Annotated in this window: 14 protein-coding genes; 11 read left to right on the top strand and 3 right to left on the bottom strand. The window is 64.3% G+C overall.

Annotated features, from left to right (window positions below; genetic code table 11):
• Positions 1–31: 31 nt before the first annotated feature.
• The 3 genes from BM400_RS15455 to lexA all read right to left on the bottom strand — a co-directional run bounded on the left by BM400_RS15455 (position 32) and on the right by lexA (position 3,226).
• A complete protein-coding gene (locus tag BM400_RS15455; RefSeq protein ID WP_089840396.1) occupies positions 32–898 on the bottom strand; it encodes a DUF4097 family beta strand repeat-containing protein in 867 nt (288 codons plus the stop codon).
• An 88-nt stretch (positions 899–986) separates the two neighbouring features.
• Positions 987–2,189, bottom strand: coding sequence for an efflux RND transporter periplasmic adaptor subunit (locus tag BM400_RS15450; protein WP_089842001.1), 1,203 nt, complete (start codon positions 2,187–2,189; stop codon positions 987–989).
• Between the two features lie 431 nt (positions 2,190–2,620).
• Positions 2,621–3,226 carry a transcriptional repressor LexA gene (gene lexA, locus BM400_RS15445; RefSeq protein WP_089840394.1) on the bottom strand — a complete coding sequence of 202 codons (606 nt, stop codon included), beginning with the start codon at positions 3,224–3,226 and terminating at the stop codon, positions 2,621–2,623.
• 375 nt (positions 3,227–3,601) lie between these two features.
• Here lexA and BM400_RS15440 point away from each other — a divergent pair, with 375 nt between their 5' ends.
• The 11 genes from BM400_RS15440 to BM400_RS15390 all read left to right on the top strand — a co-directional run bounded on the left by BM400_RS15440 (position 3,602) and on the right by BM400_RS15390 (position 12,442).
• Positions 3,602–4,375, top strand: a complete 774-nt coding sequence (locus BM400_RS15440; protein ID WP_089840392.1) for a response regulator transcription factor — start codon at positions 3,602–3,604, stop codon at positions 4,373–4,375.
• Positions 4,365–4,607: a hypothetical protein gene (locus BM400_RS15435; RefSeq protein ID WP_089840390.1), complete on the top strand. Its 243-nt coding sequence runs from the start codon at positions 4,365–4,367 to the stop codon at positions 4,605–4,607. The genes BM400_RS15440 and BM400_RS15435 overlap by 11 nt, the downstream gene beginning before the upstream one ends.
• Positions 4,608–4,640: 33 nt before the next feature.
• Positions 4,641–5,840 (top strand): sigma-54-dependent transcriptional regulator, encoded by a 1,200-nt coding sequence (locus tag BM400_RS15430; RefSeq protein WP_089840388.1) that lies wholly within the window; start codon positions 4,641–4,643, stop codon positions 5,838–5,840.
• A 112-nt stretch (positions 5,841–5,952) separates the two neighbouring features.
• Positions 5,953–6,306 carry a flagellar basal body rod protein FlgB gene (locus BM400_RS15425; protein WP_089840386.1) on the top strand — a complete coding sequence of 118 codons (354 nt, stop codon included), beginning with the start codon at positions 5,953–5,955 and terminating at the stop codon, positions 6,304–6,306.
• Positions 6,307–6,345: 39 nt separating this feature from the next.
• Positions 6,346–6,777 carry a flagellar basal body rod protein FlgC gene (flgC, locus tag BM400_RS15420; protein ID WP_089840384.1) on the top strand — a complete coding sequence of 144 codons (432 nt, stop codon included), beginning with the start codon at positions 6,346–6,348 and terminating at the stop codon, positions 6,775–6,777.
• A gap of 12 nt (positions 6,778–6,789) precedes the next feature.
• Complete coding sequence (gene fliE / locus BM400_RS15415) at positions 6,790–7,086, top strand: flagellar hook-basal body complex protein FliE (RefSeq protein WP_089840382.1); 297 nt, start codon at positions 6,790–6,792, stop codon at positions 7,084–7,086.
• A 21-nt stretch (positions 7,087–7,107) separates the two neighbouring features.
• A complete protein-coding gene (gene fliF, locus BM400_RS15410; protein WP_089840379.1) occupies positions 7,108–8,904 on the top strand; it encodes a flagellar basal-body MS-ring/collar protein FliF in 1,797 nt (598 codons plus the stop codon).
• Entirely contained in the window at positions 8,904–9,944 is a 1,041-nt protein-coding gene (gene fliG / locus BM400_RS15405) for a flagellar motor switch protein FliG (RefSeq protein ID WP_089840377.1), read from the top strand. Before fliF ends, fliG begins: the two co-directional genes overlap by 1 nt.
• A complete protein-coding gene (locus BM400_RS15400; RefSeq protein WP_089840375.1) occupies positions 9,937–10,635 on the top strand; it encodes a FliH/SctL family protein in 699 nt (232 codons plus the stop codon). The genes fliG and BM400_RS15400 overlap by 8 nt, the downstream gene beginning before the upstream one ends.
• Positions 10,635–11,948: a FliI/YscN family ATPase gene (locus tag BM400_RS15395; RefSeq protein ID WP_089840373.1), complete on the top strand. Its 1,314-nt coding sequence runs from the start codon at positions 10,635–10,637 to the stop codon at positions 11,946–11,948. Before BM400_RS15400 ends, BM400_RS15395 begins: the two co-directional genes overlap by 1 nt.
• On the top strand, positions 11,948–12,442 hold the full coding sequence (locus tag BM400_RS15390; RefSeq protein WP_089840371.1) for a hypothetical protein: 495 nt from the start codon (positions 11,948–11,950) through the stop codon (positions 12,440–12,442). The genes BM400_RS15395 and BM400_RS15390 overlap by 1 nt, the downstream gene beginning before the upstream one ends.
• The last annotated feature ends 33 nt before the right edge of the window (positions 12,443–12,475 follow it).

The following is a 12,475-nucleotide window of genomic DNA, read 5'->3' as shown; positions in this document are numbered from 1 at the left end:
GCCCATCCTCTCACTTTTTGTTGAGAAGCTTTTATTTAATCTCGATGTCGCCCGAGCCGGTGCTGGCACGAAGGTTAGGGCCGCCGCCGTTCACGGCACCGGTTACATGATGGTGATTCGCGCTCGACTGCATCGAAAGCGGCTGGTGAACACGAATGTCCCCCGACCCAGTCGACGCCGAGAGAGTAAACCGGGCGCCGTCGCCCAGGCTCGACCGAATCGATCCCGAACCCGTCTGCAGACGCCAGTCATTGGCAACACGTCCGGAGATTTCAATGTCCCCTGAGCCCGACTCCGCGTTCAATCCACCGTCCACACCACGCAGACGGATCGAACCGGATCCGGTCGAGGCCCGGACATCGCCCTGGCCCTGTTCGTCGAGTTCAATGTCGCCCGATCCGGAACGCAGGTAAGCCGGCCCGTGTACCCCGCGCAGACGCACGCTCCCGGAACCCGTTTCGGCCTTTACATTCTGTCCCACATCCTGGCTCTCCACGTCGCCCGACCCCGAAGTTGCCGTGATCGTCGAGGCGCGGGGAAGCGTGATCTCGTAGTCGATCGAGATATTGCGGTACAGATCCCGGCTCTGGCGCTCGCCAATGATAATGTCGTTGCCGTTCTGCTGCACCGGAGGATTCGCAACGATCTGATCGATCCGCTTATCGACATCGCCATACCCGCCCGAGAACCATCCGCCATTATTGCTTCCATGGAGATGGGCAGCGATGTGAACCTGGTTATCCGAGCCCGGACGCAGGTGGACGTAGCCTGAACCGGTCGCTACCGTCACATTCGGCGAGCCCGACGTCGAAAGCTTGCGCTCGAAGTTGTGGTCCGCGGCAAAGGCGGTCACGCTTGCGAAGGTAAGGGCCAGCGGAAGAAGCGATTTCTTGAACATGGGACTCCTCATTGCGAATCGTTCGATAGTTGGATGCGTTGACTGCAAAGCTCGTTCCATCCATTTCGGGCCAAACTCCACGCCCGGATTATTGCTGCAAAATCACATCCTGTCCGAAGTCGAGACCGCTCAACACCTCGGTCTTCGTGCCATTCGAAAGCCCGGCCACAATCGTCACCTTGCGCTTACCCGACTTCTGCGTCGCATCCGGCACTTCGACGGCGGCATTGCGATCCTTGTCGTAGATCACCGCCTGCTCCGGAATCGTCAGCACCTGCTTATGCTCCTCCAGAAGAATCTCGGCGTTCGCGGTCATATTGGCCTTTAGCTCGCCACCCGGATTGTCGATCGAGATGCGCGTATCGAATGTGGTGACGTTATCCTTTTCGACGCCGAGCGGCGTGATGCGGGTTACGTGGCCAAGAAACGTATGGTCGCGGAAGCTCTCCACCTTGATCCGCGCCGGCTGATTCAGATAGATCTTGCCGATGCCGCTCTCATCCACCTTGCCCTGCACGTAGACTTGGCTCGTATCGCCCACCGTCATCACCAGCGTGGCCGTCGAACCCAGCACCAGGATCGAGCTGACCGCGTCGCCAATCTCGATATCCCGCGAAAGGATCGTGCCATCCATCGGCGAAACGATGCTCGTATACGCAAGCTGCTCTTCCAACTGCTTCAACGAAGCCTGCGCCTGGGCGACCTGCGCCTCGGCCTGATGCATCTTCGAGGTGTCGACCGTAATCTGCGCCAGTCCCTTGTCCTGGATATTCTTCGCCGAAAGATACCGCTGCTGCGCATCGTCCAGCGCCTGCTGCGAGACCACCCCGATCGAAGACATCTGCCGCGCACGGTCGTATGTATGCCGATACATCGGAAGATCCGGTGCCTCCGCATTCACGCGGTCGAACTGGATCGCCGCCGCAGCCGCGCGCGCATTGGCCTCAGCCGCCGCAAGCTGCGCCTTCTGCGCAGCCACCTGGTCCAGAATCTCCTGCTGATCGAGCTGCGCCAGGATCTGACCCTTCGTCACATGAGCATTCACATCGACAAAGATCTTCGTCACAATCCCCGAAGCCTTCGACTTCACCTCGACCTTGGTCACGGGCTGCACCTTGCCGGTCGCAACCACGGAGTGAGCCACATCACCGCGCTCCACCTTGGCCAGTTGCGAACTCTCAAACTTCGGCTTCGTCCCATGGGCAATGGCGATCGCGGCGGATCCGCCCACAACGACAACCGTAAGGAGAATCCAGAGCCAGAGCTTCGAGCGTTTCCTGCTGGTCGACATGATGATGTTTCCTTTGTGAAGAAGATGCATGGGCTACACACGGGGAGGACTGTTCAAGCCAAAATACGCAGGGAAGCGCGCAATGGTTCCGTAGATCTGCCAGAAAGCAACGCGTACGGAAGTAAATTTTCAGATGGACTGGATAGTCCTGTGCATCGGGTCTCGAAAGCCCGCGCAGAGACGCGCAACAGATCCCAGACGACCGGTTCACAGGAAAGCGGAGCCCGCAACCCACTCTTGCCCTCGCGGCGGATCTGTAGGCGTACCTTCAGAGGCTATATGCTCCCGCGAGCCAATCCGTCCGCTCAGCGAGGCCGTGTCGGATACCGACCCCCGCAATGGCGGTCAACCAGGATGCAGCAGAACACGGTGCAACGGGGGAACGCCCTTATACCATCATCCCAAATCGCGAACCCCGATAACCTTCAGCCTTATGCGTACTTGCGCAGCACGCCGAGCACCTTGCCCTGAATGCTCACGCTCGTCGCCGGCGCATAGATCGGCGCCATCTCGTGGTTGGAGGGCTGCAGCCGGATCATCGTGCCTTCGCGATAAAAGCGCTTCAGCGTAGCATCCGCTCCGTCGATCAACGCGACGATAATCTCGCCCTCACGCGCCGTCTTGGTGCGCTCGACCAGCACATAGTCGCCGCTGACGATATGCTCATCCCGCATCGAATCCCCACGTACTTCCAGCGCAAACACCTCGCGGTTGCCGATGATGTCGCCCAGCGAGATCGATTCCGCGCTCTCGATCGCCTCCACCGGCTGCCCCGCGGCGATACGCCCCATCAGCGGCAGGCGCTCAAACCCCTTCTTGCTCGTCCGCGCCGGCAGCACGTCGATCGAGCGGCTGCGGTTATGCGCCCTCTGCAACAGACCTTTGTTCTGCAGGTTCGTGACGTGCTTATGCACCGTGGCCAGCGAGTTCAGGCCAAGCCCCGTCGCAATCTCTTCGTACGAAGGGGAGTAGCCATTCTTCTGCGTAAAGCCGGAGAGAAAGTCGATGACCTCTTTTTGCCGCCGCGTGATCGCCATGGCGTCAATTGTAGCGAATAAAAAGCGAACTGGAGGAGAAAAAATGACATCAACATTCCGAACGGGTTATTTACCAAAAAGATGCCCATTTTGGGCCGCGGGATCGAAGTCCCATTTTGGAACCACGGAACGCAAATCAGTCACTTCGATCTTGCCTCATCCACACATCCAGGCAGAAGGTAGAACCACGCAGAAATTGTTCTAACAAGGAAAGCCGCGATTCCAGCAAAGGCAAGCGCACTTCGTGGCAAGTCCCGGCACAACCATGCCGGGATGCAGGTTGGCCTTTTGACGCGGAGATATCTTGATCGTTGAGATCTCTCCCAACGTTTCGTACGCAGAGCAGTTCACAAACGGATCGGGCCAGGAGATGGAATGCGTGTATTGATCGTGGAAGACGATACATCGTTGGGGATGTTTCTGCAGAAGGGTCTGCAGATGGAGGGCCACAGCGTGGCCTGGGTGGGGGATGGCGATGCGGCGCTCGAACGAGCCGCGACGGAGCGTCCCGATCTCATGGTGCTCGACCTCGGTCTGCCCAAGCGGGATGGCGTCGAGGTCTTGGAAGCCATGCAGGGCCTCTATCGCGGTATGGGCGTCATTGTGCTCACCGGACGAGCCCAGGTCGAGGAGCGCGTGCGCTGCCTCAACCTCGGGGCGGACGATCTCCTGATGAAGCCCTTCTCGCTTCATGAGCTGACCGCGCGGTGCCGCGCCCTGCTGCGGCGTCGCGAGCAGTATGCCGATCCCTCCCTCCGCTCGGCCGATCTGGAGCTCAACCGCATGGACCGTCGCGTCACCCGCGGTGGCCGGCCCGTCGATCTGACCGTGAAGGAGTTCAGTCTGCTCGAGTATCTCCTCCAGCATCGTGGTCGCTGCTGCAGTCGCGCGGAGTTGCTGCGTGAGGTCTGGCAGATGTCTCCCGACGCCGGGACGAACGTCGTCGATGTCTACGTGAACTACCTGCGCAGGAAGCTCGCCGTGGGCGGAGACGCGTCTGCTCCGGTTATCGAGACGGTGCGCGGCGGGGGCTATCAGGTCGGTCGCGCCATCGATGCCCCCGGTCCGCCGAACTCCACCTGCGCTCATCCCGTCCCGAGGATGTCCGTATCGGGCCCAACGCTGGCAGGAGCCCGCTATGGAGCCTGAGCAAGAGCTTGTCACCGGCAAGACCCGCATCCTGCGCGAGCTCGCCGCCTCACTCCACGACATGGCCCAGCCCCTCACGGCGCTGCAATGCCGTCTTGAGATCGGACAGATGTTCGGCACGCCCGCTTCCTACGAGGAGGCGGTGCTGGAGGCTTTGCGCGAGAGTCAGCGTCTCTTCACCGCCGTGACCTCCATGCGGGAGATTCTGCGGCAGGCACTGGAACAGAACTAGACGGGTGGTCCCCGGCGGACAGGAGAAACTAGGATGGCATCGGCGGCGGGGCAGACAGGGCAGATGGCCGGATCACGTACGGTCGTGTTGGCAAGCGCGGATACTGCGTTGCGCGAACGTCTCAGGCAGAGCCTCACCGGGCTTCGCTGGCAGGTTCGCGAGGCCGGTGGCGGAGCCGAGGCGATCGAACTCATGGAGCGCTCCCGACCGGAGGCTCTCCTGGTCGATAGCTGGCTTCCGGACCTTGAAGTCGGTGAGTTCTCCGGCATGGTCCGCACTCTCTATCCCGCGCTCGATCTCCTGCGCGTGGATGGTGTCTCGGACGCCGGCACCGCCCGCAGTCCACGCCGGAACGAGCTGCTGCATGCCCTGCGCGAAGCCCAGGAAGAGTTCGACCGACCGGCCGCCGTCGAGCCGGACCCCGCTCCGGTCGCACGGGCCGTCGTACGCGATATCCGAACAGCCGCCCCCACCAGCGGACTCGCCGACATGGTCGGGACCAGCGAGCCCATGCTCGAGCTCGGCCGTATGATCCGTCTCGTCGCCCCCCGCTCCACCACCGTTCTCATCGAAGGCGAGACCGGCACCGGCAAGGAGGTCGTCGCGAAGGCCGTGCATCGCCTCAGCCTGCGCGCCGCCAAAAGCTTCACCGTCCTCAACTGTGCTGCGATCCCTGAGTCGCTCCTCGAGGCTGAGCTCTTCGGCCACACCCGCGGGGCCTTCACCGGAGCCGTCCAATCCCGCACCGGACGCATTGAGGCCGCTCACGGCGGCACGCTCTTCCTCGACGAGATCGGCGAGATGCCCCTCGCGCTCCAGGCCAAGATGCTGCGTTTCCTCGAGTACGGTGAACTCCAGCGCGTCGGCGACAACGAGGTCATGCGTGTCGATGTGCGCGTCATCGCCGCCACCCATCAGGAGCTCGAACGCCGCTCAAAGGAGGGTACCTTCCGCCTCGACCTCTACCATCGCCTCGCCGTCTTCCCGGTTGAGGTCCCCTCCCTCCGCGACCGTCTCGGTGACATCCCCGCGCTGGTCGATTACTTCCTGGAAGGCATGGGACGCGAGCAGCCCCGCAAGCGCCTCTCCGGACCGGCGATGACGAAACTCATGTCCTACGCCTGGCCCGGCAACGTGCGTGAGCTCATGCATGTGCTGGAACGCGGCGCGATCCTCTCCGGCGAATCGCCCGAGATCGCCGCCGAAGAGATCCGCTTCGGTCGTGGCCGTTAGCGCAACGAAGTCAGTCCTCCCCCAGGCCATCCCGGGTCGATAAGAGCGCTCTCATCCGAGGGCGCTTTTGTTTGGTCCCTCACATGCTTCCTTCCCAACCGGAGGCATTCGCATGCAAGTGACCACCCCAATGAGCGAGGCGCTGAAGCGCTACCTCGACCTCGCCAGCGACCAGATGAAGATGACCGCAGGCAATATGGCCAACGTCGACACCCCCGGCTTCAAGACCCAGGGCTTCGACTTCGAGCGCGAGTTCCAGGCCCAGCTCAACGGCCTCTCCCAGGTCCCTCTCGCCACGGCGGGCGACGTGGACGGCCTCGTCTCCCGTCCCGACGGCAACAACGTCTCCATGGACCGCGAGTCGCTGCAACTGGCCAAGACGCAGCTCCAGTTCCGCACCGCCGTCGAGCTTCTCAAACACCAGTACTCCTCCGTCATGTCCGCCATTCACGCCGAAAGCAAGTAGCGAAACGCACAACGTAGAACGTACAACGGGGAACGTCTTATGAATCTCTTCGGAATGATGGATATCAGCTCATCGGCTCTTCGCGCGGAGCGTGTACGCGCCGAGGTCGTAGCCTCGAACATGGCCAACGCCGAGACCACCCGCACCGAAGACGGCGGCCCCTACAGGCGTCATCACGTCGTCTTCGCCGCCGCCTCCAGCCAGACCTTCGGCAGCATGCTGAACAGCCAGATCGCGACCCCAGGCGGCGTCTCCGTCGCCGGTGTCGTCGAAGACCAGAGCGCGGCCCTCAAGCGTTTCGACCCCGGCCACCCCGACGCAGGCCCCGACGGCTACGTCAGCTACCCCGACATCAACCCCCTCACCGAGATGGTCGATCTCATGGGCGCACAGCGCGCCTACGGGATGAACGCCTCCGCAGTTCAGGCAGAGAAGGGGATGGTCTCAGCCTCGTTGGACATCTTGAAGTAAACGGAGAAGCACATGGTCATCGGCGCATCAGGCATAGGACAGATCGCAACAAACATCACGCCCCCACGACTCTCCGGAGCTCCCGGCGAGATGCCCTTTGGCGGCATGCTCCGATCCATGATCGATCAAACCTCAGCCCTCGACGCGAAGGCGTCGGACGCCGTCTCCGGACTTCTCAGCGGCAAGGGCGTCGAGATCCACGATGCCATGATCGCCACCCAGAAGGCCGACATGGCCTTCGAACTCGCCCTCCAGGTCCGCAACAAGGCCGTCGGCGCCTACCAGCAGATGATGGGTATGCAGTTCTAACCGCACGTCACGGAGAAGGCCTTGGCAGACCCCAAACAACCCGCAGGCACGGAGCTCGCCCGCACCGCCCCGGCGACCGCGACGCAGGCCTTGGCCGCCATGCACCAGGTGCGCGACCGCCTTATGGCCCTGCCGCCCCGTCGCCGCAACCTCCTCCTCGGCGGCATGCTCTTCGTCCTTGCCGGATGCGCCGCGCTCACCTGGTTCTGGCAGCGTCCCGACTGGCGTGTCCTCTTCTCCGGCCTCGACGCCCGGGACGTCCAGACCGTCTCCTCCGAGCTCGCCGGCGCTGGCATCCCCTTCCAGACCACCCCCGACGGCTCCAGCCTCCAGGTCCCCGCCGACGCTCTCGACAAGGCCCGCATGGAGGTCGCCGCCAAGGGCATGCCTCAGACCGGACGTCTCGGCTTCGAGCTCTTCGACAAGCCCAACTGGGTCGGCAGCGAGTTCGACGAGCGCGTCAACTACCAGCGCGCCCTCGAAGGCGAGCTCGAACACACCATCGCTTCCCTCGGCGTCATCCACTCCGCGCGCGTCCACCTCGTGCTGCCCCAGCAAACCCTCTTCGCCAGCCAGGACAAGATCGCGAAAGCCTCCGTCGTCCTTAAGCTTCGCCGCGCCTCTCTCACGCCCGAGCAAATCGACGCCATCCGCTCCCTCGTCGCCAGCGCCGTCGAAAACCTCTCCCCCGACAACGTCACCCTCGTCGACGCCGAAGGCCGTCAGAACCTCCAGGCCAAAGGCCGGGGCAGCGCCGCCCATGCCGATATGGAGCAGGCCCTCGAAGCCAAGCTCATCGCCATGCTCGAACCGCTGGCCGGTCGCGAAAACGTCCGAGCCACGGTCAACATCGCCTACGACGACACCACCGTCGAGCGCACCGACGAAGTCTATGACCCCGCCCAGAGCGCCACCCTCACCATGCGCAAGACCGAGCAGATCTCCGCTCCCAGGCCCATCCCCACCGGCATCCCCGGAACCGCCAGCAACACCCCTGCCGCCGCTCCCGCCGCGTCCGCGCAGGCTGCCGGGGCCGCCGCAGCCGCGGGCACACCGCCCCTCCTCAAAGAGGCCGCCCCCGTCTACCCCACCGCCGCCGCCGGTGCCAGCCAGACCTCGACCGAAGAGCAGGGAACCTACGGCGTCACCCGCCACGTCGTCCACACCGAAGAAGGCGCTGGCCGCATCCGGCGCGTCACCGCCGCCGTCGTCGTCAACGATCGCCAGATCACCGAAGGTGCCGGCAAGACCCAGCACGTCACTTGGAAGCCACGCTCTCCCGACGAGATGAAGCACCTCGAACAACTCGCGCAGGCCGCCGTAGGCTTCGACGAAAGACGCGGCGATCAGGTCGTCATGTCCAACGTAGGCTTCCACGCGAACGTTCCCGATATCCCCCTCGCCCCCATGGCCAAGCTCCTCGAAGAGAGCAGGAGCTTCCTCGCCCAGCAGCCAAGCCTCTTGCGCACCGCCATGATGGGACTCATCGCCTTCTGCGTCGTACTCTTTGTCCTTCGTCCCGTCGCGAACCAGATCTCCGCCGCCCTCAAGGCGCCCGTACTTCTGCCCGCCGGCTCGCCCACCGGAACCACCGAAGTCGAACCCAACGCCCTGGCCGAAGGTACCGCGACCCCCAGCCTCCCCACCCCGGAACCACATCACGCCACCATCGGCCTTCCCGTCCTTCCCATCAAGAGCCGCACCACCCTGCAGGCCCAGGCCATCTTCGATCACGTCTCGCGTCAGATCGCCCGTGAGCCCGCCCAGAGCACACGCCTGCTCGAAGTCTGGCTCGGCGCGCAGGAAGGAGACGCGTAATGGAAACCCTGCAACTCCCCGAATCCTCCAGCTTCACGCCCGCCGAGATACCCGGCATGCGCAAGGCCGCCATCCTCATGGTCACCCTCGGCGAAGAGCTCGCCAAGCAGATGTTCCAGTCCCTCACCGACCAGAACGTCCAGCGCGTCACCGAAGAGATCATGACCCTGCGTTCCGTCACCCCCGAGGAGACCACGCAGGTCCTCACCGAGTTCTACGGCCTCCTTGAAACTCAGCAGTACATCGGCCGCGGCGGCCCCGAGTACGCCCGGAAGCTCCTCACCGAGGCCTTCGGAGCCGCCCGCGCCGAAGAGCTCCTCGCCCAGGTCCGCATCCTTCAGGACCGGTCCGCCGGCGACCTCAAGATCCTCCAGAAGATGGATGTGCAACAACTCAGCAAGTTCCTCGAAAACGAGCACCCGCAGACGGTCGCACTCGTCCTCGCGCATCTCGACGCCCGCCGCGGCTCCAGGGTGCTCATGCACCTCAAGGAAGAGACCCGCGTCGATGCCGTCCGGCGCCTCGCCGAGATGCGCCAGTTCTCCCCCGAGATGGCCCAGCAGGTCGCCCTCGTCCTCAATCGCCGCATGGAGGCCATGGGCGAAGGCCGATCCCGTCGCTCCTACTCCGGCTTCAAGGTCGTCGCCGAGCTCCTCAATATGCTCGACCAGGAGTCCTCGAAGACCATCCTCGAAGAGATCGAGACCAGCCAGCCGCAGCTCGCCATCGGCATCCGCACCCTCATGTTCACCTTCGACGATCTCCTCACGGTCCCCGCCATCGCCATCCGCGAGATCGTCGGTGCAGCCGACAAGCGCAACCTCGCCGTCGCTCTCAAGGGAGCGAAAGACAGCATCCGCGCCCACCTCTATAAGGCCATGAGCTCCCGCGCCGTCGAGATGCTCAAGGAAGACATGGAGACCATGGGCCCCGTCCGCTCGAAGGACGTCCACGCCGCCCAGCAGGAACTCCTGCAACTCGCGCGCCGCCTCGAAAGCGAAGGCAAGATCGTACTCAGAGTGGAGGCCGAAGATGCATAGCGAACACGTCGAAGTAAAGATGCGCATGGGCGTCATGAACACCCCCGGCGAACTGCGTGGAGAGGTCACACCCCTCATCTTCCAGTCCGCCTCGCGCCGCTCTGTCCCCACCGAAGCCGAAGCCCTCTTCAACCCAACGCGCGCCGAGGAACAGGCCGAGATCGTCGACGGTCTCCGCGGCCAGGTCAAAGCCCTCCAGACCAAGGTCGAACTCGTCCGCGCCGAAGCCCGCACGGAGGGCCGCACCGAAGCCAACGCCTCGTTCGCAGCCTCCCTCGAACAGGAACGCGCCTCCATCGCCGTCGCTTGCGCGCGCTTTGCCGCCGACCGCGAGCGTTACTTCACCGAGGTCGAAGGCGAGGTCGTCCGTCTCGCCCTCGCCATCGCCGCCCGCGTCCTCCATCGCGAAGCCCGCATGGACCCTCTTCTCCTCGCCGCCTCCGTCCGCGTAGCCCTCGAAAAGATCGCCGGCCAGCCTGGCGCCATCTTGCGGGTCCCTGCCCAATCCGAGACCGCATGGCGTAGCCTCTTCACCGGCAATGCCACCGTCGAAGTCGTCGCTGGCGAAGACCTTCAGGACGGCGATCTTGTCCTCGAATCCCCCGTGGGCCGCGTAGAGTTGGGTATCCCCGTGCAACTCGAAGAGATCGAAAAAGGCTTCTTCGACCTCCTGCAGAAAAGGCCATCCTGATGGCCGTATCCGGCCCTCTGGCCGCCTACTTCGCGCAACTCGCCACCCGTCCCGCCTGGCGCTGGAGCGGACGCGTCGTCGAAGCCAACGGACAGACCATCGAGTCCGAAGGCCCCATGTGCTCCGTCGGCGAGTGCTGCGAGATCCTCGACGCCGAAGGCACGCGCCACCGCGCCGAGGTCATCGGCTTCCGCGGCCGTCACGTCCTCGCCATGCCTCTCGCCGAAACCCGCGGCGTCCGCTACGGAGACGCCGTCCTCGCCCTCGGCGTTCCGCCCGAGATCGCCGTAGGCCCCGCCATGCAGGGCCGCATCCTCAACGCCATCGGCCAACCCATCGACGCGCAACCCGCCCCACGCGTCACCCAGCGCTGGCCCCTCGACGGCATCGTCCCGCGCCCCATGGAACGCGTCCCCATCAAGCAACCTCTCTCCACCGGCCTCCGCGTCCTCGACGGCATGCTCACCGTCGGCCGCGGCCAGCGCGTCGGTATCTTCGGTGGCTCCGGCGTCGGCAAGTCCACCCTGATTGGCATGATGACCCGCAACACCGAGGCCGACCTCACCGTCGTGGGCCTCGTCGGCGAGCGCGGCCGCGAAGTCCGCGAGTTCGTCGAAGACTCCCTCGGCGCCGAAGGCCTCCGCCGCTCCGTCGTCTTATGCGCCACCTCCGACGAAAGCCCCTTGCTCCGCATGCGCGCCGCCATGGCCGCCACCGCCGTCGCCGAATCCTTCGCCGCGCAGGGCAAGCACGTTCTGCTCGTCCTCGACTCGCTCACCCGCTACGCCATGGCCGCCCGCGAAGTCGGCCTCGCCGCCGGCGAACCACCCGCCAGCAAGGGCTACACCCCCAGCGTCTTCACCAAGCTCGCCAAGCTCGTCGAGCGCGCCGGAAACTTCACCACAGGAAGCATCACGGCCTTTTACACCGTCCTCATGGAAGGCGACGATCAGCAGGACCCCATCGTCGACTCCGTCCGCTCTCTCCTCGACGGACACATCGTTCTTTCCCGCTCCCTCGCCTCCGCCGGCTGGTACCCGCCCGTCGACGTCCTCGACTCCCTCAGCCGTCTCATGCCCGCCGTCACCACGCCCCAGCATCGCCACCAGGCCGCCATCGCCCGCCGCCTCCTCTCCGCGCATCGCAAGTCCGAGGACCTCATCCGCATCGGAGCCTACAAGCCCGGCACAGACCCCGAACTCGATCAGGCCATCCACGCCCTGCCGCTCCTCCGCGCCTATCTCCAGCAAACCTCCAACGAACACATCACCATGGCCGAATCCATATCCCGCCTCGAAGGCCTGGACCTCTGATGTCTCTCCCGCGGACACCACGAGCCGCCGCCCTCCACCGTATCGCTACGCTGTACAGCGTCGTAGAAGACATGCACGCCGTTTCTCTCCGGCTGGCAAGCGCCAGCGTCGACGAAGCCGAGCAAGCCATCCAGGCTGGACGCAACGCACTCGCCGCAACCGGCAACGCCGCACGCAATGCCCTCACCACCGGCGACCGTGAAGAATCGCTCTTCGCCCAGTCTCAAACAGAGATATTCACGGCCCGTGCGGTCCGCCTCGAGTCCCTCAAGGCACAACGCCTCGCCGCCGAGTCCACCGCTCGCGCCGACTTTCTCGCAAGCCGCCTCAAGACCGAGCAGATGAAGCAACTCGTCGCCCACATCGCCGAGCAGGCCACCCTCGAAGAGTCCCGCCGCTCCCAGTCCCTCTCCGACGATCGCTACGCCGCACGCCGCGCATGGCTCTCCGGTCGCAGCCTCCAGCGCGATCCGCAACAACTGAGAACCCGCTAATCCAGCCGCACCCATCTTTGGCCCCTCACATGC

This window comes from Granulicella pectinivorans (assembly GCF_900114625.1).
GTDB classification, from domain to species: Bacteria; Acidobacteriota; Terriglobia; order Terriglobales; family Acidobacteriaceae; genus Edaphobacter; species Edaphobacter pectinivorans.
This window is presented reverse-complemented; position numbering and strand designations above follow the sequence as displayed.

Coding starts and splice junctions, on each gene's coding strand:
- BM400_RS15395 (WP_089840373.1), top strand. CDS start 10,635: ATGGCCGTATCCGGCCCTCTGGCCGCCTACTTCGCGCAACTCGCCACC.
- fliE (WP_089840382.1), top strand. CDS start 6,790: ATGGTCATCGGCGCATCAGGCATAGGACAGATCGCAACAAACATCACG.
- BM400_RS15390 (WP_089840371.1), top strand. CDS start 11,948: ATGTCTCTCCCGCGGACACCACGAGCCGCCGCCCTCCACCGTATCGCT.
- BM400_RS15425 (WP_089840386.1), top strand. CDS start 5,953: ATGCAAGTGACCACCCCAATGAGCGAGGCGCTGAAGCGCTACCTCGAC.
- BM400_RS15435 (WP_089840390.1), top strand. CDS start 4,365: ATGGAGCCTGAGCAAGAGCTTGTCACCGGCAAGACCCGCATCCTGCGC.
- BM400_RS15400 (WP_089840375.1), top strand. CDS start 9,937: ATGCATAGCGAACACGTCGAAGTAAAGATGCGCATGGGCGTCATGAAC.
- BM400_RS15430 (WP_089840388.1), top strand. CDS start 4,641: ATGGCATCGGCGGCGGGGCAGACAGGGCAGATGGCCGGATCACGTACG.
- BM400_RS15440 (WP_089840392.1), top strand. CDS start 3,602: ATGCGTGTATTGATCGTGGAAGACGATACATCGTTGGGGATGTTTCTG.
- fliG (WP_089840377.1), top strand. CDS start 8,904: ATGGAAACCCTGCAACTCCCCGAATCCTCCAGCTTCACGCCCGCCGAG.
- BM400_RS15455 (WP_089840396.1), bottom strand. CDS start 898: ATGTTCAAGAAATCGCTTCTTCCGCTGGCCCTTACCTTCGCAAGCGTG.
- flgC (WP_089840384.1), top strand. CDS start 6,346: ATGAATCTCTTCGGAATGATGGATATCAGCTCATCGGCTCTTCGCGCG.
- BM400_RS15450 (WP_089842001.1), bottom strand. CDS start 2,189: ATGTCGACCAGCAGGAAACGCTCGAAGCTCTGGCTCTGGATTCTCCTT.
- lexA (WP_089840394.1), bottom strand. CDS start 3,226: ATGGCGATCACGCGGCGGCAAAAAGAGGTCATCGACTTTCTCTCCGGC.